The sequence below is a fragment of the Cupriavidus gilardii genome (assembly GCF_008801915.1).
In the GTDB taxonomy this organism is placed as follows: Bacteria; Pseudomonadota; Gammaproteobacteria; order Burkholderiales; family Burkholderiaceae; genus Cupriavidus; species Cupriavidus gilardii.
In genome coordinates this window covers 21177-47406 of the sequence record NZ_VZOV01000032.1, presented here as the reverse complement: position 1 = coordinate 47406, position 26230 = coordinate 21177, and the positions used below count along the sequence as shown (strand labels likewise).

At 69.8% G+C, this 26230-nt stretch carries 19 protein-coding genes; 7 read left to right on the top strand and 12 right to left on the bottom strand.

From position 1 onward, the window contains the following. Together F7Q96_RS23995 and F7Q96_RS23990 are read right to left on the bottom strand one after the other, a co-directional pair. Positions 1-5705: alpha-2-macroglobulin family protein (locus F7Q96_RS23995; protein WP_322789920.1), on the bottom strand; the 5705-nt coding region annotated here is incomplete at its 3' end. 259 nt (positions 5706-5964) lie between these two features. Then, positions 5965-6438: an Lrp/AsnC family transcriptional regulator gene (locus F7Q96_RS23990; protein WP_053822856.1), complete on the bottom strand. Its 474-nt coding sequence runs from the start codon at positions 6436-6438 to the stop codon at positions 5965-5967. Between the two features lie 195 nt (positions 6439-6633). On the opposite strand from F7Q96_RS23990, the gene phhA reads away from it, so the two are divergent. The 4 genes from phhA (at position 6634) to F7Q96_RS23970 (ending at position 10674) form a co-directional block, all read left to right on the top strand. Further along, positions 6634-7581, top strand: coding sequence for a phenylalanine 4-monooxygenase (gene phhA / locus F7Q96_RS23985; RefSeq protein WP_151023393.1), 948 nt, complete (start codon positions 6634-6636; stop codon positions 7579-7581). Between the two features lie 109 nt (positions 7582-7690). Next, entirely contained in the window at positions 7691-8008 is a 318-nt protein-coding gene (locus F7Q96_RS23980) for a 4a-hydroxytetrahydrobiopterin dehydratase (RefSeq protein ID WP_053822858.1), read from the top strand. 205 nt (positions 8009-8213) lie between these two features. Beyond that, the gene (locus F7Q96_RS23975) at positions 8214-8918 is read left to right on the top strand and encodes a response regulator transcription factor (protein WP_053822859.1); all 705 of its coding nucleotides are present in this window, start codon (positions 8214-8216) and stop codon (positions 8916-8918) included. 148 nt (positions 8919-9066) lie between these two features. Next, the gene (locus F7Q96_RS23970; RefSeq protein ID WP_053823251.1) at positions 9067-10674 is read left to right on the top strand and encodes a sensor histidine kinase; all 1608 of its coding nucleotides are present in this window, start codon (positions 9067-9069) and stop codon (positions 10672-10674) included. Positions 10675-10708: 34 nt separating this feature from the next. On the opposite strand, the gene F7Q96_RS23965 is transcribed toward F7Q96_RS23970, so the two are convergent. Beyond that, positions 10709-11260, bottom strand: coding sequence for an SET domain-containing protein (locus F7Q96_RS23965; RefSeq protein ID WP_053823252.1), 552 nt, complete (start codon positions 11258-11260; stop codon positions 10709-10711). A 1226-nt stretch (positions 11261-12486) separates the two neighbouring features. On the opposite strand from F7Q96_RS23965, the gene F7Q96_RS23960 reads away from it, so the two are divergent. Both F7Q96_RS23960 and F7Q96_RS23955 read left to right on the top strand, forming a co-directional pair. Further along, positions 12487-12765 carry an HU family DNA-binding protein gene (locus F7Q96_RS23960; protein WP_006579334.1) on the top strand — a complete coding sequence of 93 codons (279 nt, stop codon included), beginning with the start codon at positions 12487-12489 and terminating at the stop codon, positions 12763-12765. A 305-nt stretch (positions 12766-13070) separates the two neighbouring features. Continuing rightward, a complete protein-coding gene (locus tag F7Q96_RS23955; RefSeq protein WP_053822860.1) occupies positions 13071-14123 on the top strand; it encodes a DUF2272 domain-containing protein in 1053 nt (350 codons plus the stop codon). An 18-nt stretch (positions 14124-14141) separates the two neighbouring features. On the opposite strand, the gene dinB is transcribed toward F7Q96_RS23955, so the two are convergent. From dinB to F7Q96_RS23940, 4 genes are all read right to left on the bottom strand, one after another. Then, positions 14142-15260: a DNA polymerase IV gene (gene dinB, locus F7Q96_RS23950; protein WP_053822861.1), complete on the bottom strand. Its 1119-nt coding sequence runs from the start codon at positions 15258-15260 to the stop codon at positions 14142-14144. Between the two features lie 17 nt (positions 15261-15277). Then, the gene (locus F7Q96_RS26910) at positions 15278-15451 is read right to left on the bottom strand and encodes a hypothetical protein (protein ID WP_158507274.1); all 174 of its coding nucleotides are present in this window, start codon (positions 15449-15451) and stop codon (positions 15278-15280) included. Positions 15452-15470: 19 nt separating this feature from the next. Then, positions 15471-16361 (bottom strand): EamA family transporter RarD, encoded by an 891-nt coding sequence (gene rarD / locus F7Q96_RS23945; protein WP_006579856.1) that lies wholly within the window; start codon positions 16359-16361, stop codon positions 15471-15473. Between the two features lie 79 nt (positions 16362-16440). Beyond that, entirely contained in the window at positions 16441-17586 is a 1146-nt protein-coding gene (locus F7Q96_RS23940) for a TRAP transporter substrate-binding protein (protein ID WP_023265089.1), read from the bottom strand. 490 nt (positions 17587-18076) lie between these two features. Here F7Q96_RS23940 and F7Q96_RS23935 point away from each other — a divergent pair, with 490 nt between their 5' ends. After that, entirely contained in the window at positions 18077-19846 is a 1770-nt protein-coding gene (locus tag F7Q96_RS23935) for a carbohydrate porin (protein ID WP_226994796.1), read from the top strand. Here F7Q96_RS23935 and F7Q96_RS23930 read toward each other — a convergent pair. The 5 genes from F7Q96_RS23930 to F7Q96_RS23910 all read right to left on the bottom strand — a co-directional run bounded on the left by F7Q96_RS23930 (position 19830) and on the right by F7Q96_RS23910 (position 26117). Then, positions 19830-20570, bottom strand: coding sequence for an aquaporin (locus F7Q96_RS23930; RefSeq protein WP_053822862.1), 741 nt, complete (start codon positions 20568-20570; stop codon positions 19830-19832). The genes F7Q96_RS23935 and F7Q96_RS23930 overlap by 17 nt on opposite strands. A gap of 204 nt (positions 20571-20774) precedes the next feature. Then, complete coding sequence (locus tag F7Q96_RS23925; protein WP_053822863.1) at positions 20775-21902, bottom strand: WD40/YVTN/BNR-like repeat-containing protein; 1128 nt, start codon at positions 21900-21902, stop codon at positions 20775-20777. Between the two features lie 100 nt (positions 21903-22002). After that, positions 22003-22272 carry a MoaD/ThiS family protein gene (locus F7Q96_RS23920; RefSeq protein ID WP_053822864.1) on the bottom strand — a complete coding sequence of 90 codons (270 nt, stop codon included), beginning with the start codon at positions 22270-22272 and terminating at the stop codon, positions 22003-22005. 454 nt (positions 22273-22726) lie between these two features. Then, positions 22727-24148: a sigma-54-dependent transcriptional regulator gene (locus F7Q96_RS23915; protein WP_082371581.1), complete on the bottom strand. Its 1422-nt coding sequence runs from the start codon at positions 24146-24148 to the stop codon at positions 22727-22729. Beyond that, positions 24132-26117 carry a sensor histidine kinase gene (locus tag F7Q96_RS23910; protein ID WP_158507275.1) on the bottom strand — a complete coding sequence of 662 codons (1986 nt, stop codon included), beginning with the start codon at positions 26115-26117 and terminating at the stop codon, positions 24132-24134. Before F7Q96_RS23910 ends, F7Q96_RS23915 begins: the two co-directional genes overlap by 17 nt. Positions 26118-26230: the final 113 nt, after the last annotated feature.

Genomic DNA, 26230 nt, shown 5'->3' with positions numbered 1-26230 from the left:
CTGCGGCGGATGCGGTAGCCGGCGGCGATCGGCTCGGCCAGCGGCACCGCCGCCAGCGCGCGCACCGTCGCCCACGGCCGGCCGGCGCCCTCGTGCTGCAGCTGCAGCGTGGCGGGCGCGGCGGACGGGGTCGGCTGCGGCGACTGCGGGGGCTGCGCGGGCCACGGCAGCATCAGCGCGCCCGCCGCCACACCGTCCTTGCCGGTTGCGGCCGAGCGCCAGTCGAAGCTGCGCGAAGCCTCGCCCAGCGTCACGCGCGTCGTGCCGCCGACCGGCTCGCGCTCGAACATCCGCGCGAAGCGGCGCACCGCCAGCACGCCCCAGGCATTGGCATTGGTGGTGTTCCATGCGCCGCCGTTCTGGCGGCCCAGCAGGCCGCTGGCCAGCCGCGGCGCATCCTCGCGCCACTCGGGCAGTTCCAGCGCCAGCGTCAGCAGCCGCGCGGCGTTGATGTCGCCGCCGGCCATCAGCCACCACCAGTGGTCGTCGCGCTCGGTCGAGAAGGCCAGCCGCGTGCCCTGCAGGTCCAGCCGCGCGCGCAGCAACCGCTGCGCCTCGGCCAGCCGCGCCTCGCGCTGCGGCACATCGGGCAGTCGCTGCAGCAGCGCGGTCCAGTCGAGCAGCGCCGAGGTCGGCCACTGCTGCGGCGCGATCTGGATCGAACCGAGCATGCGGGCCTGCGCCTTGCCGCCGCGCGACAGCGCCTCCAGCGCGGCCAGCTTGCGGATCTCCAGGTCGGAGGATGGCGCCCAGGCACGGCGCTGCAGCCGGCCCTCGACGAAGGCGGCCAGCGCCTGCTCCATCCGCTCGCGCGCCTGCGCCGGCAATTGCAGCGGCAGCCCCGCGCGATGCGCCTCGTCGGCCAGCGCCAGCAGATAGGCGGTCAGCACCTCGCTGCCGCCGTCGCGCACCGCCTCGCCCTGCATCGGGAAGTACGCCACCAGCCCGTCGTCGTCCTGATAGGCGGGCAGCTGCCCCATCAGCGACTGCCACAGCGCGGCGTCGCCCAGGCCGACCGCCTTCGACGCGCGCTGCTCCAGGCAGGTATACGGATAGCGGGCGAACCAGTCGCGCACGCCGGGCAGGCCGCCGGCCAGCGACGACTGCAGGCCGATCTGCAGGCCGCCGCGCGGTGCCCCGGAGGGATCGCGCAGCGCGGCCGCGGGCGCGCGGACCGGCACCGACAGGCCCGGCGCCAGCTGCGCCAGCGTGCCCTGCTGCACGGTCAGCGGTACCGCCGCGGCCAAGCGCTGGCCGATGCGGATGCGGTCCGACGCGGGTGCGCTGTCCTCGCTCTTGCCGTCGCCCTTGCGTTGTTCGGTGGCCGTGATTTCCCACTGCAGCTCGCTCTCGGTGACCGTGGGCTCGCCGCTCGCCTGCGCCAGCAGCGGCGCGACCACGTCCCAGCCGATTTCGCGCGCCTGCCCGGCCGGTACCGCCACGGTCTGCGTGGGCAGCGTTGCCGTCCCCGCGCCGGCTGCCGGATCGCCGCCCACGGCGCCGGAGGCGGCACCACCGGCGGCACCAGCCGGCACGCTGCGCGCGCCGACCTCCACCGTCATCGCGCGCGCGGTGGTATTGCGCAGCGTAAACATCGCGCGATAGCGGTCGCCCTCGCGCACCAGTGGCGGCAAACCCGAGATCAGCTGCAGGTCCTGTGTCGCCGCCACGGTGGCGCTGCCGGTGCCGAAGCGGGCGACGCCCAGATCGGCGATCGCGACGATGCGAAAGCGCGTCAGCGAATCGTTCAGCGGCACCGTCAGCGTGGCCTTGCCGGCCGCGTCCAGCTGCACGCGCGGATTCCACAGCAGCAGCGTGTCGAACAGTTCGCGAGTCGGATTCTTGCCGCCGCCGCCGCCGGCCGGCACCGCCTTGCGGCCATAGTGGCGCCGCCCGACGATCTCCATCTGCGCGGTCGCGGTCTCGACCCCGTAGCTGCGCCGCTGCAGCATCGCTTCGAGCAGGTTCCAGCTGGTATTGGGCATCAGTTCGAGCAGCGCCTCGTCGACCGCGGCCAGCGCGACTTCGCTGTTGGCGGCCGGCTTGCCGTCCGGCAGCGCGACCTGCACCGTCACCCTGGCCTGGCCCCGCACCGGATAGCTGGCGCGGTCGGTGACGACCTTGACGTCGAGCCGGTGTGCCTCGTTGCCGACGCGGATCTCGGCAAGACCGAGCCGGAATGCCGGCCTGGACAGATCGACCAGCGGCGTCGGCGCGACGTATTCGCGGCCCTCGCTGCGGAAGGCGCGCCACCATTCGCGCGGCTCGCGCCAGCCCCAGGTGAAGAAGGAATACCAAGGCACCTCGTGCAGGCGTCCGCGCAGCGCCAGCACCGACACGTAGACGTTCGGCCCCCACTCGGGCTTGACCTTGACGCTGACGGTCGGGTCCTTGCCGGCCAGCGTCACCACGCTGGTCTCGAGGATGCCCTCGCGTTCGACGGCGACCAGCGCGGTGGCCTGGCGGAACGGCATCCGCACCTGGAAGCGCGCGGTATCGCCGGGCGCATACGACGGCCGCTCGGGCAGCAGGTCGATGCGGTCGTGGTTCTCGCCGCCGAACCACAGCTCGCCCTGGCCGGTGACCCAGACGCTGGTCGCCGCTTCCGAGACCCGGCCCGCATCGTCGCGGGCACGGGCGATCAGTTCGACCTCGCCGGTCTGTTCCAGCGACACCGCGCACTGCATGCGGCCGCGCGCGTCCGTCTTCGCCTCGCAGACCTTGCCGAGCTCGCGCACCTCGGTGCGGTTGTCGTAGCGATAGAAGCCGCCGACCACGCGCTTGCGCGCCGACGTCGTGATGCGCGCGCGCGCGTGCACCTCCATCGGCACGCCGGCGCGCGGCTTGCCGTCGATATCGAGCGCGATGCCTTGCACCGTGGCCTGGCGCTTGACCGCCACCCAGTCGTCGGCGCGAATGCCGGCCACCACCGCGGCGGGCCACAGCGGCAGCGTCTGCCGCAGCGTCTGGATCTCGCCGTTGGGATCGGCGAAGGCGGCCTCGACCAGCAGATCGCGCGGCGCGGTGACCGGCGGCAGCGTGTCGAGCGTCAGGCGGCCGCCGCCGTTGGCGTCCAGCGTCAGCGCGCGCTTGTCGGCGATCAGCGTCTGGCCGTCCTGCGCCGCCGGCTGGCCGGGGTCCTGGTCCTCGACCTCGTCCGATTCGTCGCGCTGCTCGTCCGGCGCGCGCGGCGCATCGAAGCTGTAGCCGGCGGCATCGGCAAAGCGCGGCAGGCGCTCGCGCAGCAGCGCGGATATCCGTACCGGCAAACCCGCCGCGGCGCCGCCCGACACGTAGTGCACCTCGACGTCCAGCGGCAGCGATTTCGGCGCGACCACCGCCTGGGCGCCGCCGGCGGTCGCGGCGCGAATCGTGCCGGCCAGCACCGGCAGGCGGAAGGCCTCGACGCGGAAGGCGCCGCTGTCGTAGCTGCGCTGGCGCGCGTCGGCCAGCTCGACCGTATAGCGGCCCAGCCTGGCCGCCGGCGGCAACGTGAAGCGGCTCTCGGCGCTGCGCCCGCCGGTGGCGGTAATGCGCCATTGCAGCGGCTGTTCGTAGGTCTGGCCGCTGCCCTCGTGGCGGATCACCAGCTTCTCCGGCATTTGCGCCGATCCACCGGCGCCGCCCGGCGGCAGCGCGAAGCCGTTCGAGGTCTCGACGCGCAGGTAGTGCTTCATCGAGACGGTCTCGCCCGCGGACAGCAGCGTGCGGTCGAACACGGTATGCGCGCGGACGGTCGGCGTGGGGCTGGTATCGGTCGGCACATGGAAGCGCCAGCTCTCGATGCCGCGGTTCCAGTCCGACATCACGAAGGCCATGTCGGCCTGGCCGCGTGCCTGCGGGTGCGCGGCGACGATGCGCGCCGACACGAAGTAGCCCGACAGCCCGGTGTCCTCGCAATAGCGGCTGGCGCGGCTGGCGCCGTCGGTGCCATCGTCGCCGAGCCGGCCGAAGCGCGCCACGCCGGCATCGTCGGTGCGCGCGGTGGCGATCAGCTTGCCGCTGCAATCGCGCACCGCGACATTGGCCTCGCGCACCGGCTTGCCGCCGTCCAGCGTGGTGACCCAGGCCATCGCGTTGTCGCGCCCGACCTTGAAGTGCACGCCCAGATTGGTCACCAGCGCCGCGGTCCGCACATACATCGGCGCCGGCTTGCCCAGCAGCGCCGCGCCCAGGCTCGGCGAGGCGATCTCGACCACATGAAAGCCCGCCTCCGGCAGCGGAATGCCGACCACCTCGAACGGCCGGCTGGCGCCCTCGCCCACCGAGGCCGGCACGGCCAGCTTGCGCACGCCCGGCACCCCGGCCAGCAGCGACACGGCGCGCGTCTCGATCTGGGGCGCGTTGCGCGGAATGCGGGCCGCCGACGGCGGCTTGCCGGCCAGCATCGCGTCGAGCTCGGCGCGGGTCCAGCTGGTCTCGTGCATGCGCCGCACCAGTGCCAGCCAGCGCAACACCGCGGCATCGTCGTCGACCCGCACCCGGCTGACCGTTCCGGCTTCGGCGCGCACGCCGAGCACTTTAAGTTCACGCTCGACATGGCGCAGCGTGACCGGCAGCAGCGGCGGGTAATCAGCCAACCCGTCGGCCGGCTTGTCGGTCCGGCTCCTCGGCACCTCGCCGAAGCGCTCGATCACGCCGAACGGCGCCGCGGCGAACTTGGCCAGCGGCGGCATCGGCGCAGTCGTCACCCGCAGCGGAAACAGATCGGCATTGCTCAAAGGGCGGCCGCTTTCGTCCTTGAGTCCCGACGGCAGCTCGAGCGTCATGTTCGCGTTCTCGGCGAACGGGGGCTCGAAGCGCAGCGAGGTGACCGTGGCATCGGCCGCCAGGTTCGCCTCCAGTTTCGGCGCCACTTGCCCCGACGGCGTGCGCAGCACCACGGCTTCGGCAGCACGGCGGGCGATCGGCGCGGAGAACTCCAGCGAGATCGGCCGCAGCGGCGTGCAGGGCGCCTGCGCGTTTTCCCGCTCGCAGCTGAAGCTGGCGGTAAACGGTTCGCGCACGCGATATTCGAAGCGGCGCCCTTCCTTGCTGGCCAGGCCCGACGGCGTTGCAATGCCCGGCGCCAGCAGCAGTTCCATCCTGGCGCCGGCCGGCAGCCGCTGCTGGCAGGCCAGCAGATGCACGCTGTCCGCGCCGCGCGGCTTCCAGCCCAGCGCCTTGAGCACCGCGTCGCGGTCCGCGCCGGTCACCAGCCGCACCGGAATCATCTCGCCGACGCCCTGCGCCTGGCAGAAGGCATGCTGGCGCACCGAGTCCGGCGTGGCCGGACCGTTGAAGCGCAGCGCGAAGACCTGGTCCTCCTCGATCTCGCCGCCGGAGGGGCGGCTGGACACCACGATCGGACCGCCGGTCTCGAAACGGTAATCGGACTTGCCGCGATAATCCTGGCCGGCCTGGCTCTTCAGGCCTGCGCGCAGCCGGATCGTGCACGAGACGCCAGGCGGCAGGTCGTGGACGAAGTCGAACACCCAGTTGCGGTCGTCGACCCAGCGGCCTTCGCCGCCCAGATCCGCCGGCGCGGCGCCGGTACACTGGACGGCGGCCGGTGCGGTCGCGCGCAGGTCGCCCAGCGGCACCATCGACTGGTCGAAGCGCAGCGTGACCTGGCGGACCTTGGAGACCTGGCCTTCCGGCGAAACGCGTGTAAGTTGCGTCGCCAGCGCGGCGTGGGCGCCCAGCGCCAGCGAACAGGCCGCCACGACATGCGCAAACAGGCGCCGGCGGGCCGGTCCGCGGGCATCGGTCCTCGCCCTGTTCGGCGGGTCGTCCGTCCCCGTTTGGCCCACGACGTCCTGTTCGCCTTCCCCGCCAAAGCCCGTGGCCCGGTCTCGCATCTCGTCCCTCTCCGCATGGTCGGCCCCGCTGCGGTGCATCAGCGGGCACCTGGCGAGAGTGACATGCGAGGCGTCCGCGCGCAAGCCAACCGACGGGTTGGCGCACGAGCCGCACGCACGGGGCCTAGCGCAGATGGGACAGCGGCAGCGCGCCTTCGCGCTTGAGCGCGGTCAGCACGATATTGGAACGCACGCTCTCGACGCCCGGCACCCGCATCAGCTTGCGCATGGTGAAATCGGCGAGCGCCGGCAGGTCGGTGACGACGATGCGCAGCAGGTAGTCCGCCTCGCCGGCGACCGAGTAGCACTCCTGCACTTCCTCGAGCAGCAGGATCTCTTCCTTGAAGCGCTCGATCGCGGTGTCGCCGTGGTGGGCCAGCTTGACGCTGGTGAAGACCAGCACGCCCAGCCCCAGCGCCGGCGGCGACAGCACGACACGGTAGCCGGAGATCACGCCCTCGGCCTCCAGCCGCGCAATGCGCCGGCCGACCTGGCTGGGCGACAGATGGACCTGCTCGGCCAGTTGCTGGTGGGTGCTGCGGCCGTCGGCCTGCAGCGCGGCCAGCAGCGCCAGATCGAAGTTGTCGAGACTCAGCATACAAAGATCCTGCATCGGTTTTGCGCTTGATGCAGATTACCCGCATCGGAACGGCAATCCAAGCCGTTTTTGCGGGCTATTTGCAGCGTCATCTCGGTAGACTTTGCAGAAATCCCGCATGCACCACCAACCGCGTGCGGCAATACCGCAAACGACACCGGGCCCGACCCGCACCGAATCGCCGGAGACAAGCAGATGGAAGCGATCCTCGACCAGACCCCAGAGCAGCAAGCCGCGGCCAGCGCCACCTTCACCGGCACGCTGACCGACAAGCTGAAGGAACAGTTCGAAGCCGGGCTGCTGTCCAACCCGGACCTGAAGCACGACTTCACCATCGCCCAGCCGCTGCACCGCTACACCGACGCCGACCACGCCGTCTGGCGCCAGCTGTATGCGCGCCAGGCGTCGATGCTGCGCGGCCGGGTCTGCGACGAGTTCCTGCGCGGCCTGGACACGCTGGGCATGGACGCCGACCGCGTGCCCGACTTCGCCCGCCTGAACGACAAGCTGATGGCCGCCACCGGCTGGCAGGTGGTGGCGGTGCCGGGCCTGGTGCCCGACGAGGTCTTCTTCGAGCATCTGGCCAACCGGCGCTTCCCGGCCAGCTGGTGGATGCGCAAGCCGGAGCAGCTGGACTACCTGCAGGAGCCGGACTGCTTCCACGACGTGTTCGGCCATGTGCCGCTGCTGATCAACCCCGTCTTCGCCGACTACATGCAGGCCTACGGCCAGGGCGGCCTGAAGGCGGCCGGCATGGGCGCGCTGGACATGCTGGCGCGGCTGTACTGGTACACCGTCGAGTTCGGCCTGATCCGCTCGTCCGAGGGCCTGCGCATCTATGGCGCCGGCATCGTCTCGAGCCAGGGCGAGTCGATCTACAGCCTGGACTCGGCCAGCCCGAACCGGATCGGCTTCGACGTGCGCCGCATCATGCGGACCCGCTACCGCATCGACACCTTCCAGAAGACCTACTTCGTCATCGACAGCTTCGAACAGCTGTTCGAGGCGACCCGCCCGGACTTCACGCCTCTGTACGCCGAGCTGCGCCAGCAGCGGACGCTGGGCGCCGGCGACATCGCCGATGGCGACCTGGTGCTGCAGGCGGGCAATCGCGAGGGCTGGGGCGACAGCGACGATATCTGACGCCGCCGCGTTTCCCGCTTTATGAAACAATGCCGGCATGTCCGACCGCGATGGTCGGGCGGGCCGGCTCTGCCTTGTTCCGATTCCCTACTTTACGGGCCTTGCCATCATGACCTCACCCGCTCTTTCTCCGTTGTCCGAACAGGAACGCGCGCCGCTGCTGGCGTCGCTGCCGGGCTGGAGCGCGGTCGCCGACCGCGACGCGATCCACAAGCGCTTCACCTTTGCCGACTTCAACGCCGCCTTCGCCTTCATGACGCGCGTGGCGATGCAGGCCGAGAAAGCCGACCACCATCCCGAATGGTTCAACGTCTACAACCGCGTCGACATCACGCTGTCGACCCATGACGCCAACGGCCTGACCCAGCGCGATATCGACCTGGCCCGCTTCATCGAGCAGGCCGCCGCGACTCTCGCCAGGCGCTGAACCGCGCCGGCGTACCGCAAGGCCGATCCTGTTGTCCCCGGGACCCGCCGTGGCCCGGTCCGCAAGCCAATCGAAAGGAAGGCCCGCGCCACGCGCGGTACAATCGGCGGCCAGGCGGGGCCCCGGCACCCGAAGCGCGACGCCAGCCGCGTTCCCTCCGGCGCCCCGCAGCACCCTGCCGAACCCGTAGCCGAACCTTTCGCCCATGCGCATCCTGTTGATCGAAGACGACCGCCAGATCGCCAGCGGCGTCGAAGCCGGCCTGTTCCAGGCGGGCCACCAGGTGCGCGTCGTCCATGACGGGGTCTATGCCACCGAGCATCTGCTCAAGGAGCAGCACGACCTGGTGATCCTCGACCTGGGCCTGCCCGGCATCGACGGCATGACGCTGCTGTCGCGCTACCGCGCGCGCAACCGCACCACGCCGGTGCTGATCCTGACCGCGCGCGACGAGCTCGAGGACAAGCTGTCCGGCCTGAACGCCGGCGCCGACGACTATCTGGTCAAACCCTTCGCTTTTCCCGAACTGGAGGCACGCGTGCGCGTGCTGCTGCGCCGCAGCCAGCATGGCGAGGCGGCGCCCGACCGCGACGTGCGGCTGGGCCGGCTGCGGCTGTCGGGCAGCGACCGGCGCATGTTCGTCGACGGCAAGCCGCTGGAGTTGTCGCCGCGCGAGTTCGCGGTGCTCGAACTGCTGCTGCAGCGGCAGGGGCGCGTGGTCAGCAAGGCGCAGCTGCAGGACCACCTGGCGACCTTCGCCCATCCGGCCGGCGATGGCGGGGACACCGTCGGCGATACCGCGATCGAAGTCTACGTTCACCGCGTGCGCAAGAAGCTCGAGGACAGCGACGTCGAAATCGTGACGGTACGCGGCTTCGGCTATTTGCTGCAAAGCCGCGGCCAGGCCTAGCGCGAGGCGCGGCGTGCGGCGGCTCCAGGCGCCTCTGCGGAGCGCGCGCGGCGAGGGCGCATCCGGCGGCAACGCGGGGACCGGCGGCAACGCGGGGACCGGCGGCACCGCGGGCGCGAGCGCCAGCGGCGGCCCCCAGCAGGTACGCCTGGCCTCGACGCAAAGCCTGCGCATCCACCTGCTGCGCGCGCTGGCCACGCCGCTGTTCGCGCTGGTGCTCGCCAGCGGCTCGCTGTCCTACTGGCTCGCGGCACACTACACCACGCAGGTGTTCGACCGCGCCCTGTACGGCGTCGCCAACAATATCGCGCAGCAGATCCGCATCGCCGGTCCCCGGCTCGAACACGATATCCCCGCGATCGCGCAGACGCTGGTCGAGGCCGAAGGCAGCGACCGCATCTACTGGCGCATCCATGGACCCGATGGGCTGATCGGCGGCATGGACACCTGGCTGGGCTACGGCACCGGCCAGACCACGCTGCATGACGCGCGGCTGTTCTACGCCTGGTTCAGCGGGCGGCAGGTACGGGCGGTGCGGCTGCCGGTGCATCTCGATCCGGTGCCGGCCGCGCCGGCCGATGGCGACATCGACGTTGCCGCGGACGTTGCCGCCAGCATCACAAACAGCGTGGCCGCCAGCGCGGCGAACGGCGCGGCCAGTGTGCCGCAGGCCGCCGCCGCCCCGTCGCGCGGCCCGATCGTCGTCGAGGTCGCGGAACTGCTGGACCGGCGCGAGACCGCCGCCAACGAAATCCTGCTGTCGGTGTCGGTGCCGCTGATCCTGCTGCTGCTGGTCGGCAGCCTGATCCTGTCGCACGTGCTGAAGGAAGAGCTGGTGCCGCTGCAGATCCTGACCGACAAGCTGAACCGGCAGACCGCACGCTCGCTGGCCTCGCTCGACGAGACCCAGGTGCCGGCCGAGGTCGAGCCGCTGATCCGCGCGCTGAACGCGCTGCTGGCGCGGCTGCGCGATGCGCTGGACGCCCAGCGCAAGTTCATCGCCGATGCCGCCCATCAGCTGCGCACGCCGCTGACCGCGGTCAAGCTGCATGCCGACCGCGCGGTAGAGGCCGAGAACGCCGAGGTGGCCCGCCATGCGCTGCGCGAGCTGCAGTCGGCGGCGGACCGGGCCGTGCGGCTGTCGAACCAGTTGCTGTCGCTGGCGCGCGCCGAGCCCGGCCTGTCGCTGGAGCGGCTCGGCCCGATCGAGCATTTCGACCTGGCCACGCTGGCCTTCGAGACCGGCGCCGAATGGGTGCCGCAGGCGCTGGCGCGCCATATCGACCTGGGCTTCGAAACGTTGCCGGGACCGACCTTCACCGGCGCCGCGCCGTCGATGGTGCGCGGCAACCGGCTGCTGCTGCGCGAGGCGCTGAACAATCTGATCGACAACGCGGTCAAGTATGTGCCCGCCGGCGGCCGCATCACCGTGCGGGCCGGCGGCGAGGCCATCGGTCATCGGGGCATGGCGGTGGTGATGGTCGAGGACAACGGCCCCGGCATTGCACCGGCACGGCGCGAGGAGGTGTTCAAGCGCTTCTTCCGCGGCGACCATGTTCCCGGACGCAGTCCCGAGGCCACGCCCGGCGGCGCCGGACTGGGGCTGGCGATCGTGCACGAAATCATCAGCCTGCATCACGGCAGCATCAGCATCGAGGATGTGCCCGATACGGAATCACAGCGCGCCGACGGCCAGGCGCGCGCCAATATGCGCTTCGTGATCCGGATTCCTTGCGAGGCGCCCGGGGCGGGCTAGATCCGCTGGCCCCGGCCGCCGCGGCGGCAGCGCGTCAGCGCCGGCCCTTGGGCGCCAGCATGGTGCCTCGGCAGTTCGGACTGCCGCAGCGGCACTCGAACTCCTTCTTCAGCTTCTTCGTATAGCGGGCGTCGATCACCAGCCCGTAGTCGTAGAACAGCTCCTCGCCCGGCTCGATATCGCGCAGCGCGTGGATGAACACGCGGCCCTTCTTCTCGCGTGCCTCGCAGTTCGGTTCGCAGGCATGGTTGATCCAGCGCGAACGGTTGCCGCCGAACTTGGCGTCGAGCACATCGCCGCCCTCGAGGCTGAAATAGAACGTGTGGTTCGGCTCGTTCGGATCGTGCGGGTGGCGCTCCAGCGCGGTCTCCCACGAGATCCGCTCGCCCTTGTATTCGATGATCCGTTCGCCGGCGGCGATCGGCGCGATCGCATAGACGCCCTTGCCGTGCACGCCGGACTGGCGGACCTCGATGCGGTCCTTGGCGGTCCTGGGCTTCTTGTCCTTTTCGGCCTTGGCGCCCTTGCCTGCCTTGTCGCTCTTGTCCCCCTTGCTGTCCTGCTTGCGCTTCGACTGTTCGGCCATATCCATCCTGTTTACCGTCGTTCGGTCTGTCTGCTGGTCGTGTTCCCGATGCCGGCGCGTGCCGGCCGGGCGATGCCGGATGATACCCGCGCCGCGTGACCGTGCGTGATGGTGCGTGGCGCGGCGTATACCTGGTAGCGGCATGGTGGCCGTTTACCAGGGCGCTACGGAAGCGGCCGACGCGAAACCGGGCAAGAAGCGGTCCATCCACCACGTGCTGCCCACCGACGTATACCCGCGTAGCGCGACGCAAAGGGGGCGACGAACGAACCGAAGTTGTGGACAACCCCGCCTTCTTCTGTGGATAAGCACGCGGGTTTGATGTGGGCCGCCTGGGGCTGGCATGGGGATGCCTCGGGCATAAGTCCTAGCACTGTCGGCGGGTCCCTCCACCGAACGGCTGAGTCATCCACCTGCACCGGGATTTCGTCCCGATGGTTCTGCATTCGGTAAACCATTGATCCGCCTGACGTTTACCGACTTGTCCACAGAAAGGGGGCGGGTTTACCTACTACTACTATCCGTATACATCAAAAGAACTATCTAAACCAAAGGGACTACGTCCCCCCATCGGCTGCTTCGCGGGACACCAGAAAAGACAGGCAAAACGAGGTAAACCCCGCTGCGGCGTTTACCCCGTCGAGGCGTATCGGGCGTATACCGCTGGACGCCGTATACCCGGGGCAAGGCTGTCGGCCGAGCCGGTATACGCCCAGCGCGCCTTGACTCCGCATCCCCACCCCGTGTGAACCCCGGACGTGGAATGCCGACAAACCGGCGTATACCTGTGCCCGCAACGTGCCGGAATCGGCCCGAGCAGGCCCGGAGGCGCCTGAGAGCCTCCCGGAGCGCCGTTAACGTCCCTGGATGGGGTCCGGGACCTGCAGCGGGGCCGTGGCGCTCAGCAGGCGTATACGGGCCCTGCACGGCGATCAACGCGGTTCGGCAGGGTCCGTATACGTCACGGTTGCGTGACGGTATGCGTGGCGGTATGCGTGGCGGTATGCGGCCCGCTGCATGGCGCGCTGGCGCGCCCGTAAACCGTCCAACTTCCCGCTCCAATCCCGGCAGGCCTTGTCCAGCAAGGGTTGCTGTAACAATGTCGCGCGGGGACCGGCTGGCGCGACACGGTATGATGTGGCCCGCAGCGCCTTTTCCGGGGCCACGTCCGGCACACCGGGCGGGCGGGAGGCAATGTGTTTTTTCAACTCGATACGGAGTGAAGCATGACGAAAACCGAACTGATCGACGCGATCGCAGCGGGTGTGGATGGTCTGACCAAGGCCAAGGCCGAGCAGGCACTGAACGTGACGCTGAACGCCATCATGGACGCCGTCGCCAAGGGCGACACGCTGAGCCTGATCGGCTTTGGCACGTTCAGCCAGGGCGAGCGTGGCGAGCGCATGGCCCGCAACCCGCGTACCGGCGAAGAGATCAAGGTCGAAGCGGCCAAGACGGTCAAGTTCAAGGCCGGCCAGAAGTTCAAGGACGCCGTCAATCAGTAAGCTGCCGGGCGGTACCGACCAGCCCGATTCCACAGGGTCCCGCCGTGCCGCCGCCTGTCGCCGCAAGGCGAGCGTGGGGCACCGGGCGGGAAATGTTATCCACAACGCAGCCGCAAGGCTTTTCCCCGTTTTTCCACCGGCATCGGCCCCCGGGCCGGGCGGCGCCCGAGGCGGCGTCGCGGTGCCACGCGCGGCATGCCGGATCGGCGTTCTTTCCCGCGTTTTTCCGCGTCTTTTCAGCCTTGCGCGGGTCTTTCGGCGCCATTGCGCGCCCCTCCTTCGTCGTCGTCCGCCGTTTTCATGTCATGCCGATGCACGCCTTGCCACCCGGATTTCCACAGCGTTATTCACATCGTTTCTCACATGATTTTCCACAGCGCCCGGCAGGTTTACCGGGGGCGGTGTCGCGCGCGCTGCGCCGCCGTCTGGCGGCCCTCGCCGGCACGGTTGCCGCCTGCCTGCTGAGCGCCTGCGCGATGCAGCCGCCCGCTCCGCCGGCGCCGCCACCGACGGCGCGTCCGCAGGCGGTCCCGTTGCCGCAGGCCCAGGTACAGGCGCCGCCGGCGATGCCAGGCGCCACGCCGCGCCAGCGCATCGTGCAGATCGCGCTGCAGGAGTGGCAGCGCTGGGGGGGCCAGACGATCCGCATCGGGCGCGACGACACCGCCTGCGTGGTCAGCAGTCCGCTGCCACTGCCGCCGCCGGCGCTGCCCGACGGCATCGAAGCGCGGATCCAGAATGGCGCGACGAATGGCGCGTCCGCCTCGTCGGCCGATACCGACGAGAGTTTCGGCACCACTGCCGCCCCGGGGTGCGCCGGTTTTCCGGACGGCACCGGCATGGAGGCGACGCCGCAGGGCTGCGCGCTGGCGCAGCGCTATTGGGCCATCGTCGGCAAGGAGGTCGATTGCCAGCAGATCACCGAGGGACGGTGGGCGTGGTCCGCGGTGTTCATTTCGTGGGTGTTGCGCCAGGCGGGGCTGAACGAGCGCCAGTTCCTGACCGGGCAATCGCATTCGATGTATGTGGTCGATGCGCGCGACGGCATCCTGCCCGCGCCGGCCTTCCGCCTCGAGCCGCTGCCCGCGATGCCGCGCCCCGGCGACATCCTGTGCGCGGGGCGCGGCCGCGACAAATACCTGAGCAGCGTCGACGAGGTCGGCTTCGGCACCACGCCGATGCACTGCGACATCGTGGTCGAGGTCGATGCGACCGCCCGCGTGGTCAAGACCATCGGCGGAAACCTGCAGCAGTCGGTGTCGATGGAGCTGGTCGAGCTGGGCGATTCCGGCCTGGTGGACGGCTTTACCAATTCGCATGCCCCCTGGCTGGTGCTGATGCGCAATCAGCTGCCGTGACGATGGCGGCGGACCGGCTCAGGCGCTTTCGTGCGCGCTGTCCCTGCCGTCGCCCGCATCGGCCAGATCCCGGAACAGATCCAGCTGCGCCGTGTCCGGATCGCTGGTGGCCACGCCCACGCCCAGCAGCCGCACCGGCAAGCGCCGCCGCGCATGGCCCTCGGCCAGCAGCCGCGCGTAGACGTCGCGCTCGGGCATCTGGCCGCGGCATTCGACCGTGGTCTGGCGAAAGTCGGAGAAACGCAGCTTGACCGTCAACTTGTGGATCAGATGCTGGGCACCGGCGCGCGCGATGCGTACCTGCAGCTGCGCGATCAGCGGCTCGAGCTCGGCCAGGCACGCCGCCAGGTCGGGCAGATCGTCGGCATAGGTCTCCTCGACGCTGATCGACTTGCGCTCGCGCTCGGGCGATACCCGCCGCTCGTCGATGCCGCGGCACAGGTTGTAAAGCCGGCCGCCGAAGCTGCCGAAGTGCCGATGAAACAGGTCCGGCGTCCACGCCCGCAGATCCGCGCACGTCTTGACGCCGAGGCGGTTCAGCTTGGCCGCGGTGACCCGGCCGACGCCGTGGATGCGCTCGACCGGCAAGGCGGCGACGAAGGCGTCGACCGCTTCGGGCCGCACCACGAACAGGCCGTCCGGCTTGTTCCAGTCGCTGGCGATCTTGGCGATGAACTTGCTGGGCCCGACGCCGGCCGAGACCGTGACGCCGACCTCTTCCCGCACGCGCCGGCGGATCTCCTCGGCGATGCGCGTCGCGCTGCCCCGGTGCTGCGTGCACGCGCTGACGTCCAGATAGGCCTCGTCGAGCGACAGCGGTTCGACCAGCTCGGTGTATTCGCGGTAGATGCCGAAGATCCGGCGCGACGCTTCCTTGTACTTGTCCATCGCCGGCCGCAGGATCAGCAGCTCGGGACAGCGCTTGACCGCCTGCGCGGACGACATCGCCGAGCGCACGCCATAGGCGCGCGCCTCGTAGTTGCAGGTCGCGATCACGCCGCGCCGGTCCGGGGCGCCGCCGACCGCCATCGGCCGGCCGCGCAGCGACGGGTCGTCACGCATCTCGACCGAGGCGTAGAACGCGTCGCAGTCGCAATGGATGATCTTGCGCAGCGGCGGGACCGTCGTACTTGACATGGGAGCTCGGCGTTCGATTATTCGTGCCAATAATCAAACATGGCGGCCGGATCGCCGATGCCATCGGTCGCATCGATGGAATGGCGTGGATGTGCCCGGCGCCGCCGCATGGCAATCGCGCCAGTCCCCCGCTCGACAGGCACAATCATGTTGTCGACGAATGGTCGCGCGCCACCAATAACACGTTCCATCGATACCGCCAATGATCAATCAGTCGACCGCCACCGCCGGCGGGCGGCGCCGCGACATCCAGAACCCCTCCAGCGCATAGAGCGCCAGCGATACCCAGATCATCGCGTAACCGAGTTGCTTGTCGGCGGGGAACGGCTCGTGGTACAGCCAGACGCCCAGCAGCAGCTGCAGCGTCGGACCGGTGTACTGCAACAGCCCGAGCAGCGACAGCGGGATGCGGCGCGCCGCCGCGGCAAAGAACAGCAGCGGCACCGCGGTGACCGGCCCGGCCATCGCCACCAGGAACTGCACGCCCAGGCTCGCATGGGCAAAGCCGGCCTCGCCGGTCGAGAACATCCAGCCCAGCGCGGCGACGGCGAAGGGGAACAGCAGCAGCGTCTCCAGCGACAGCCCCTCGAGCGCACCCAGTGCTGCGGTCTTGCGCAGCAGCCCGTAGCCGCCGAAGGTGCCGGCCAGCGCCAGCGCGATCCACGGCAGCTGCCCGGCGGCGAAGGTCAGCCACACCACGCCGGCGGCCGCCAGCGCGATCGAGACCCACTGCGCCGGCCGCAGCCGCTCGCGCAGGAACACCACGCCGAGCAGCACGCTGAACAGCGGATTGATGAAGTAGCCCAGGCTCGCATCGACGACGCGATCGTTGGACACCGCCCAGATATAGAGGAACCAGTTGCCGCACAGCAGCGCCGCGCTGGCGACGAAGCCGAGCAGCAGGCGGCGATCGGACCAGACCCCGCGCAGCCAGCCCCAGTGCCGGCGGATCGCCAGGATGGCGCCGAGGAAGACCAGCGACCACACCATCCGGTGCAGCAGGATCTCGAGGGGCGCGATGCCGTGGAGGGATTTGATGTACAGGGGCAGCAGGCCCCAGATGATGTACGCCAGCAGGGCGTAGAGTATGCCGGTCTGCATCGGAGAATCCTCTCAGAAGCCGAGGATTCTACCGGTGCGGACCGAGCCGTGCAGGCGGCGCGATGCCGCCCGCCGGCGCTTACAGCTTGCGGGCGAAGCTGAACTGCGCGAAGGCCTGCTCGGCGACGTTGAACCACGCGGCCTGGTTGTTGCGGAACACGCGCCAGTCGTCGTAGATCTTCTTGAACGACGGGTTCTTGCCGCTTTCCTCGGCATAGGCGTCCTGGGTCGCCTTGAAGCACGCCTCCATGATCTCGCGCGAGAACGGGCGCAGCTTGACGCCATTCTCCAGCAGGCGCGCCAGCGCCTGCGGATTGACGGTGTCGTACTTGGCCATCATCGTGGTGTGCGCCTCGAAGGTCGCGGTCTCCAGCGCGCGCTTGTACAGCGCCGGCAGCTTCTCGAATTCGCTGGCCGAGGCGTAGAACGACAGCTGTGCGCTGCCTTCCCACCAGCCCGGGTAGTAGTAGAACGGCGCGACCTTGAAGAAGCCGAGCTTCTCGTCGTCATACGGGCCGACCCACTCGGCGGCGTCGATCGTGCCCTTCTCCAGCGCCGGATAGATGTCGCCACCGGCGATCTGCTGCGGCACCACGCCCAGGCGCGACAGCACCACGCCGGCGAAACCGGCGACGCGGTATTTCAGGCCCTGCAGGTCGGCGACGGTGCGGATCTCCTTGCGGAACCAGCCGCCCATCTGCGCGTTGGTATTGCCGCCCAGGAAGTTGACGACGTTGTATTCCTTGAAGAACTCGCGCATCAGCTTCATGCCGTTGCCCTGCACCATCCAGGCGTTCTGCTGGCGCGCGGTCAGGCCGAACGGGATCGTGGTGTCGAAGCACAGCGTCGGGTTCTTGCCGAAGTAGTAATAGCCGGCGGTGTGGCCGATCTGCACGGTGTTGTTCTGCACGGCGTCGAGCACCTGCAGGCCCGGCACGATTTCGCCCGCGGCGAACACCTTGATGTTGAACTTGCCGTCGGTCAGTTCCTTGACCCGGTTCGACAGCGTCTCGGCGCCGCCGTAGATGGTGTCGAGGGATTTCGGAAAGCTCGACGCCAGGCGCCATTCGACGGCCGGGTTGCTGCCGACCACGGCAGGCGCGGCGGGCGTGCCGGGGGCGCTGGCGGGGGTCGGCGCGGCGGCCTGCTCTTGCTTGCCGCAGGCGGCCAGCGCACCGGTGGCCGCCACGGCCGACGCTTTCAACAGAAAGGAACGACGTTCCATCGACTACTCTCCTCGTTTTCGAATTTTGGTCCGGCCGAGGGCGAGAGAGTGCGTCGACTCCAACGCTGGCCGGGAACGCGCGGCAGGCCGTGGTACGACAGCGCGCAATAACGGGCCTGTTACCGCCGCACCCGCCGACGTGGCAGCTTGCGCCGATAACAGGCCCGGATTCACCCTCTGGTTTGCCCGCTCATACCCGTTCCAGCAGGCTGATCGATTATAGCGGTGCCCAATTCGCCACGGGGCCGCGCCAAGCTCCGGGTTTTCGCTAGGAAAGTGCGGTATGGCGCGCCTTCGCGGGGGGCGATCCGGCATGGCGCGCTGCGTCGGCATCGGTGGCCGAACGTACGCTTTCGTCATCTGCAGTGCACAGCCGATGGATTTTGTAACCTCTCTTGCTGTCCAATCAGCCCGACTGATAAAACCGTCGGTCCGGCACGGCCGAGCCCGTGCTCGCCGTTGCGCACCGTTGCCGCCCTGTTGTCACCGCATGTCGTTGTCCGCGTCGTCTTCCTCTCGCCGTCGTCCGCTGAACCGCTCCGTCCGTTCGTCCGTACTGCCGCGTCCGCGCTGGCTGTATCTGGCCGGCCTGGCGGCGTGGGGCATCGTTGCCTGCGCGCAGACGCCGCCGGCGCCGCAGCCGATCGCGCCGCCGGTGTTCGCGCCGGCCGCCCCGGTGCCGGCCGTTGCGCGGCTGTCGAGCTGGACGCCGGATTCAAGGCCGAATCCGACGCAGAATCCGATGCAGAACCCGACGCAGAACCCGTCGGTGGAGGGTCCGGTGCCGCCGGCGGAGTCGGCAGGCTCGCAGCCGCAGCCGCAGCCGCAGGCCGCCGACGCCGATCCGCTCGCCGGGTTGCTTCAGCGCGAGGCGCCGGCCGCGGCCGACGCCGCCACCGGAACGCTGGACCTGCCGCCCGCCGATACGCCGGAACAGACCGCGCTGGCCGAACTCGACCCGGGCCTGGCAGGACCGCCCGAGCCGCTGCCGCCTGCGCCGCCGCCGGTGGTGCTGTTCCCGAACCGGCTGGGCGAATTCATGCCCGAGGCCATGGCGCCGGCCGGCGGCGACGCCGCGGCGCCCACGCCCAGCGATGCGCCGCCGGTATTCGCCTCCAACCTGCCGAGCGCCGAACCGGCCGAGGAGACCGTCTGGAGCCTGTCGTACAGCGGCCGCGCGGCCTACGAGGACAACACCCACGCGATGCGGGCCTGTCCGGGCGGCAGCCTGTCGACCGGCATCGGCCACGGCGTGGCCTGCCAGAGCAGCGGCGAGGTCAAGCTGCGCGAGCAGCTCTATACGCTGGACGGCGGCGGTGCGATCGAGGTGGTGGCGCAGGCGCGCGGCACCAATACCACGACCATCGATGGGCGGCCTGCCCCGGTCGATCCCTATCAGCTGATCCCGCAGTTCTATACCGCGGTCAAGGGCGTGGCCGCGCTGGACGGCGCCACCATGTGGGCCGGCCGGCGCGACACGTCCCCGTTCCTGATGTCGTCGGGCCTGCTGCCGCCGACCTCCAGCGCGCTGCGTTTCGGCGTCGACGACGCCAGGATTGCCGGCGTCGGCCTCAGCTATCAGTACACCGCCCGCAACGACACCAATGGCCAGCATCTGCCCAGCTATCACTCGGTCCGCACCGCGCCGATCGGCGTCAATGACAAGGGCACGCTGCAGCTGGGCTTCACGCGCGTCCAGGCCGACGCGCTGGCCGATGCCGCCGGCGATGCCTGGTGGGCGTCGGCAATGCACGAACAGAAGGGCGTCCTGGCCGGCACCAACCGCTTCGGCCTGCAGTACGGCGCCGGCAGCCGCACCGCGATGACCGGCTATACCGGCATGGGCGACACGCTGTCTCGCGTGCGGGTCGCCGAATCGATGGAATGGAAGGGACGCGCGGGCCTGATCGGCTCGGTCGAATCGAGCCTGCAGTACGACCGCTCGGCGCTGGGCACGCTGCAATGGATGACCACGCGCGTGCGGCCGGCCTATGCGCCGACCGAGCGCTTCCGCCTGAGCTTCGAGGTCGCGCACGACCAGATTTCGTCGGGCTTTGGCGTCAGCGGCCAGCGCACCGCGCTGACGGTGGCGCCGACGCTGACGCTCGGCAAGGCCGCCGGCAACGCCAATCTGCGCGCCTTCTACACCTACAGCCGCGCCAACGACGTCGACGGCATCACCTTCGCGGCGCCGGCCGACGCCTGGGCCTCGCAGGCCACGGGTTCGATCTTCGGCATCCAGCTCAATCGGCGCTGGTAGGCGCGGCGCCGCCGGGGCACGCACCGTCGGACCTTGCCGCGGCACGGCTGCCGCCGGGCACGGTGCGCAGCAGCCAGTGGAACACCAGCGTCGCGGTCAGCGCACCGCCGCACTGCGCCAGCACGAAGCCCGGCACATCGATCGCACGGATGCCGCTGAAGCTCGCCGTCAGCGCGCATGCCAGCGTCAGCGCAGGATTGGCGAACGAGGTCGAGGCGGTGAACCAGTAGCCCGCGGCGATATAGCCCGCCACCGCGAACGGCAGCAGCGCCGGCCGGGCGCGCGCGGTGCCCATCGCCACGGCGATCAGTCCGAACGTCGCCAGGAATTCGCTCCACCACATCGGCGCGCCGGTGCGCGCGTGGTTCGACCCGTTCAACGGCGGCTCGCCGAACATCAGGTGGACGGCGATCACGCCGGCAACCGCGCCCCCGCATTGCACCAGCCCATAGCGCAGCGCCTCGCGCGCCGGCAGCATTCCCTGCAGCCAGGCCGACAGCGTGACTGCCGGATTCAGATGGCCGCCCGAAATGCCGCCGAAGGTCAGCAGCAGCGCGGCGAGCCCCGCGCCGCTCGCCAGCGAGTTGGCCAGCAGCGCCAGCGCGGCATTGCCGGCCGCGAGCCGCTCGGCGCGCAGCCCGGAGCCGATCACTACCGCGATCAGCAGCGCCGTGCCGAGCGCCTCGGCGACCAGCCTGCGCGCGGGCGAGACAGCGAAATCCATGGAGGCGGCATCGGCCGGGAAGGTGGCGTGAGAACGGCAGCTGGACATCGAACGCGGAGCGAAGGTGACAGGGGCCTGCAGGGACCGTGCGCGGCGCGATGTTGTCCGGCGCGGGAAGCGCGCAGTGTTCCGCCCGCCCCGCCCGCCGTCAATGCGCGCCGGTGCAGTTGTGTCCTGATCCGCGGTATCGAATGCGGCGCGCCGCTAGCCGAAGCGTACGCAATAGACCGGCGGCAGATGCGCCGATACGCAGGTCCACCGTTCGCCGCCGTTCTCCGATACCCACAGCCCGCCGGTGGTCGAGCCCATCGCCAGCCGTTCGCCGCTGCCGTCGACGGCCAGCCCATGCCGATAGATCAGGTCGTAGGCCGGCGGCGCCGGCAGCCCTTCGTCGAACACCTCGAAGCTGCGCCCGCCGTCGCGCGTGCGTGACACCACCAGCCTGCCGTCGACCGGCACGCGGCATTCGTCCTTGGTGGCCGGCGCGAACCACGCGGTATCGGGATCGCGCGGGTGCACCGCGACCGCGAAGCCGAACTTCGACGGACGCCCTTCGACGCGCCGCCAGCTGGCGCCGCCGTCCTCGGAACGGAAGACGCCGTCGTGATGCTGCACCCACAGCGCGTCGGGCTGGGCCGGACATTGCACCATGTAGTGCGGGTCCTGGATGTTCGGGTCCTCGCTGCGTTCCGGCGGCATATAGCCCGCCTTCATGCCGCGCGTGGTGGCCTCCCAGCTGTCGCCGCCGTTGCGGGTCTGCCAGACGCCGCCGCACGAGATCGCGATCGACACATGGCGGCTGTCGCGCGGATCGACGCAGATCGAGTGGATGCCGGGATAGTCGTAGCCGCCGCCGAACCACTGCGCGCGCTCGGGTCGATCCCACAGCGGCCGGTTCAGCGCCCAGCTCGCTCCGCCATCGCCGGAGCGGAACAGGCCGCCGGGAATGGTGCCGGCCCACAGCACGCCCGGTTCGTCGGCACCGCCGGCCTCGAGCACCCACAGCTGCTGCAGCGACCAGGGCGCCGGCTTGGGCGCGTCGGGGTCCGGCGCGGCATGGCTTGCAGCGGCGGCCTGCTCTTCCGGTTGCGGCGGATACACCGGCACCGCACAGGCGGACCACTCGGTCTCCCCGCGCGCGCGGCGCCACAGCTTGACGCCGAAGTGCCCCAGATTCAATGCGGCATAGAGGGTGCCGTCGCGCGGGTCGGACAGCACCATCGTGACCGGCTCGCCAAGAAAATGCGCCCGGGTTTGCTGCCACTGTCCCTCGGGCCGGCGTTCGATCTCGAACAAGCCCTTGCGCGTTGCCACGAGAAGTCGGTCGTTCATCGTTCAGGTCTCCTGGTATCGATCGGCCGCCGGTCGCGTGGCCGTCGGCGCGTTGGCTGTCGGAACATGGTTCGTCGAAGCCGCCGTGCTCCCGCGCCGCTTATCCGCCGGACAGCGCCTGCACCACGTAGACCTTGCTGTCCTCGCGCAACGGATCGCTGAGCCGTTGCCGGTCGCGAATCATCGTGCCGTCGATGAAGACGGTCACATGGCGGCGCAACTGGTTCTGGTCGTCGAGGATGTAGCCGCGCAACTCCGGCTGCTCGGCGAACACCGCGTCGAGCGCGGCCCGCACCGAGTCGGCGGACAGCTGGCGGTCTGGCGTGGGGACATGGCGCTGGATCGCCGGGGCGAAGGTGAGATGGGCCATGGTGCGGCGAGCGTGGGAGCGCGAAAAACGGTCACTACAGTGTAGGCGCTCGGCGCTGCGCGGGAAGGGCAAATGCGGGGAAATTGCGGCGCAGGAATGTGGACACCGCGTGTGGACACTTCGATGTGGACAACGCGGAAGTCGACTGCGATCAGAACCGGCGTCTTTGCCGCTCTCGCGACAAAGACGCCGCCTGGCAGTCCTGTCTTTTGTTGACGTCGTATTTACCGCTGCGACGGCGCCGGCAAACCGCCAGGCCCGGCACCGAAGTGCGCATGGCTTTCAGCCCTTCCATCCCCGCGTCGCATGCGCGCACGCAGTCTAGCAAGAGCCGGCCGAACTGGCGACATGCGGACGAAACGTGGAAGGCTCGATGTGGACACGCCGGATGTGGACGGACCCGATGTGGACAGCCTCGATGTGGACGGCATTGCCGCGGCACGGACGCCGCGACTCAGTCCGTGCCCGCGTTCGCGCGGAACGCCTCGAGATTGACGCCGAGCCGCTTGATCTTGTCGTACAGCGTTTTCTTCGGCACGCGCAGCAGATCGCTCGCCGCCGCGGTGCGCCCCGACGCTGCGCGTAGCGCTTCCTCGATCAGATGCCGCTCGAACACCGCAACCTGCTCGTCGAGCGAACGCGTGTCGCCGCCATTGCCGTTTCCATTCGCGTTGCCGCTGCCGTATGCGCTGCCGTATGCACCGCCGTTGCTGCCGGGCAAGCCGGTGCCGCCGCCCGGCAGTCCCAGCACGAAGCGGTCGGCGGCATTGCGCAGCTCGCGCACATTGCCCGGCCACGGATGCATCATCAGCTCGCGCATATGCGGCGGCGATACCTCGGGCACCGGCCGCTCGTAGCGCAGCGCCGCCTGCAGCAGGAAGTGCGAGAACAGCAGCGGAATGTCCTCGCGCCGTTCGCGCAGCGGCGGGATGTCGATCACCGCCACGTTCAGGCGGTAGTACAGGTCGGCGCGGAAGCGCTGCTCCGCCGACAGCGCCAGCAGGTCGACCTTGGTGGCCGCGATCACGCGGCAGTCCATCGGCAGCAGCGTGTTCGAGCCCAGCCGTTCGAACTGCCGCTCCTGCAGCGTGCGCAGCAGCTTGATCTGCAGCGACATCGGCATCGTCTCGATCTCGTCGAGAAACAGCGAGCCGCGCTGCGCGTATTCGATCTTGCCGACGCGCCGCCGCGCGGCGCCGGTGAACGCGCCGGACTCGTGCCCGAACACCTCGCTCTCGAACAGCGATTCGGGCACGCCGCCGCAATTGAGCGCGGCGAAGTTGCCCTGCCGCCGCGGTCCGTACTCGTGCAGGCAACGCGCCACCAGTTCCTTGCCGGTGCCGGTCTCGCCCAGGATCAGCACATCGGCGTCGGTACAGGCCAGGTCGAGGATCAGCTTGCGCAGCCGCTCGACGGCCGCCGAGCGGCCGATGACCTTGGCCTCGATCGCCTGCGTGTCGGCCAGCTGCCGGCGCAGCGCCTCGACCTCGAGCGTCAGCGCGCGCTTTTCCATCGCGCGCTGCACGACCTCGGTCAGCTCGCCGGGCGAATAGGGCTTCTCGACGAAATCGTAGGCGCCGCGGCGCATCGCCTGCACTGCCATCGAGATGTCGCCGTGGCCGGTGACCAGGATCACCGGCAGCGCGGCATCGATTTCCAGCGCCTTGTCGAGCAGCGCCAGGCCGTTGATGCCGGGCAGGCGCACATCGGTGACCAGCACGCCGGCAAAACCGGGCGTGAGGCGGTGCAGCACCTGTTCGGCCGACCCGAACGCTTCCACCGACAGCCCCGCGATCTGCAGCGATTGGGTGCTGCCCAGCCGCACCGCGGCATCGTCTTCGACATAGAGGACCGACAGATCAGTTCGCATCGGCATGGGTCTCCTGTGCGGCGGGAAGCTGAACGATGAAGCGCGCGCCCACGATGTCGTCGCGGTTGTCCGGGTCGCCGGGGTCGCCGGACAGGCCGACCGCGCGGCGATTCTCCGCGCGCAGCGTGCCGCCGAATTCGCGGACGATGCCGGCGGAGATCGCGAGCCCCAGGCCCAGACCGACGCCCTGCTCCTTGGTGGTGAAGAACGGTTCGAACAGTCGCGGCATCACGTCGTCGTCGATGCCGCATCCGCGATCGGCGACCTCGATCGTGACCCACTGCGGGTCCGCCTGCACGCGGATCTCGAGCACGCGTGCGGCGGCGTCCTTGCTGTCACTGTCGTGGTCTGCGTCGTTGGGGCTCGCATCCTTCATCGCATCGAGCGCATTGGACAGCAGGTTGACCAGCACCTGCTCGAGCCGGTTGCCTTCGCACAGCGCCAGTGGCGACGGCTCGGGCACCGACACCACCAGCTCCGCGCCGTCGGCGCGAATGCGCGAGTCGAGCAGGAACAGCGCATCGGCGATCACCGTGCCGACCGGTGTGGGCACCGACTGCACCGGCGCCTTGCGCGCGAACTTCTTCAGCTGCGCGGTGATCTTGCCCATCCGCTCGACCATCTGGCAGATCACGTTCAGATTGGTCTCGACCGCATCGGTCTGGCCGCGGCGGAAGAACACGATGGTATTGGCCGACAGCGTGCGCAGCGCCGCCAGCGGCTGGTTCAGCTCGTGCGTGATGCCGGCCGACATCTGGCCGAGCGCGGCCATCTTGCTCGCCTGCACCAGTTCGTCCATCGCCGCCTTCAATACCTGCTCGGCGCGCTTGCGCTCGGCAATCTCCTTCTGCAGCTTCAGGTTCGATCCCGACAGCGCCTGCGTGCGCATCGCGACCTTGCGTTCGAGCTCGTCGTGCGCGCGCTGCAGCGCCTCCTTGGCGGCGCGGTTCTGCGCGGCGGCACGGCGCCGCTGCAGCACGTACAGGATCAGCAGCAGCAGAAAGCCGAGCGCGAAGGCGCCGATCACCGCGCTGTTGCGCGCCAGCGTGCGGATCGGCTCCATGTCGGACAGCACGATCAACCGCCAGTCGGTATCGGGTATGCGCCGGCTCTGCGCGAGGAATTCGTCGCCGTCGGGCATCTGCACCACGCTGATGTCGGGGGCGAAGCGGCGCTGCTCGCGAAAGCCGATCGGATCGAGCGAGTCGACCGTCGAATACTGCCGCGTCGACGCCAGTTGCCAGCGCGTCTCGCTGGGCAGCTCGCGCAGCGACTTGAAGCGCCAGTCGGGCTGCGAGCTCAGGAATACGATGCCGTTGGCGTCGACCACCAGGACGCGGTCGTCGTTGGCGAGCCAGGGCTCGTCGATCTTGTCGAGATTGACCTTGACCGCGGCCACGCCGAGCATCGTGCCCTCGCGCACGATCGGCTGCGAGAAGTAGTAGCCCGGCTCGCGGCTGACGGTGCCGATGCCATAGAAGCGGCCCGGCTTGCCCCGCATCGCGTCGCGGAAATACGGCCGGTACGAGAAGTTGATGCCGACGAAGCTGGCCGCCTCGTTCCAGTTGCTCGCGGCCAGCGTCAGGCCGTGGGCGTCCATCACGTAGATCGCGGTCGACTTGGCGGCGGCGTTGACCTCGGCGAGGAAGCGGTTGGCCGCCATCGGCAGGCCGGGTGTATCGGGTTCGCGCAGCAGCCGCTGCACGTCGTGGTTCAGCGCGACCACCGCGGGCAGATACTCGTAGCGGCGCATCTCGCTGCGCAGTCCGCCGATATAGGCTTCGATGCGGTGCGCGGTGCCATCGCGCTGCGCGCGGATGCCGACGCGCTCGCCCCACAGATAGGCGATCGTGACACCGGCCGCCATCACGGCGCAGACCGCGGCGATCGCCGCCGCGCGACGCGCCCGCCCGCGCGGCCATGCCGGCGGCGGCATCGTCTGCGTCGCAGGGGAAGTCGCGGTGGAGTCCAACATATCGATGCGCGGGAAGGATGCGGGCGACGTGCGCCAACGACCGGCCATTAGGCAAAGCCGCGCCCCGGCGCGTCAATCGGCGTAAACATCAGGCGCGCCGATGCATCGGATCG

Coding starts and splice junctions, on each gene's coding strand:
- F7Q96_RS23980 (WP_053822858.1), top strand. CDS start 7,691: ATGACCTCACCCGCTCTTTCTCCGTTGTCCGAACAGGAACGCGCGCCG.
- F7Q96_RS23990 (WP_053822856.1), bottom strand. CDS start 6,438: ATGCTGAGTCTCGACAACTTCGATCTGGCGCTGCTGGCCGCGCTGCAG.
- F7Q96_RS23935 (WP_226994796.1), top strand. CDS start 18,077: ATGTCGTTGTCCGCGTCGTCTTCCTCTCGCCGTCGTCCGCTGAACCGC.
- F7Q96_RS23960 (WP_006579334.1), top strand. CDS start 12,487: ATGACGAAAACCGAACTGATCGACGCGATCGCAGCGGGTGTGGATGGT.
- F7Q96_RS23930 (WP_053822862.1), bottom strand. CDS start 20,570: ATGGATTTCGCTGTCTCGCCCGCGCGCAGGCTGGTCGCCGAGGCGCTC.
- F7Q96_RS23920 (WP_053822864.1), bottom strand. CDS start 22,272: ATGGCCCATCTCACCTTCGCCCCGGCGATCCAGCGCCATGTCCCCACG.
- F7Q96_RS26910 (WP_158507274.1), bottom strand. CDS start 15,451: ATGGAACGTGTTATTGGTGGCGCGCGACCATTCGTCGACAACATGATT.
- rarD (WP_006579856.1), bottom strand. CDS start 16,361: ATGCAGACCGGCATACTCTACGCCCTGCTGGCGTACATCATCTGGGGC.
- F7Q96_RS23975 (WP_053822859.1), top strand. CDS start 8,214: ATGCGCATCCTGTTGATCGAAGACGACCGCCAGATCGCCAGCGGCGTC.
- F7Q96_RS23925 (WP_053822863.1), bottom strand. CDS start 21,902: ATGAACGACCGACTTCTCGTGGCAACGCGCAAGGGCTTGTTCGAGATC.
- dinB (WP_053822861.1), bottom strand. CDS start 15,260: ATGTCAAGTACGACGGTCCCGCCGCTGCGCAAGATCATCCATTGCGAC.
- F7Q96_RS23915 (WP_082371581.1), bottom strand. CDS start 24,148: ATGCCGATGCGAACTGATCTGTCGGTCCTCTATGTCGAAGACGATGCC.
- F7Q96_RS23965 (WP_053823252.1), bottom strand. CDS start 11,260: ATGGCCGAACAGTCGAAGCGCAAGCAGGACAGCAAGGGGGACAAGAGC.
- F7Q96_RS23910 (WP_158507275.1), bottom strand. CDS start 26,117: ATGTTGGACTCCACCGCGACTTCCCCTGCGACGCAGACGATGCCGCCG.
- F7Q96_RS23940 (WP_023265089.1), bottom strand. CDS start 17,586: ATGGAACGTCGTTCCTTTCTGTTGAAAGCGTCGGCCGTGGCGGCCACC.
- phhA (WP_151023393.1), top strand. CDS start 6,634: ATGGAAGCGATCCTCGACCAGACCCCAGAGCAGCAAGCCGCGGCCAGC.
- F7Q96_RS23955 (WP_053822860.1), top strand. CDS start 13,071: ATGCCGATGCACGCCTTGCCACCCGGATTTCCACAGCGTTATTCACAT.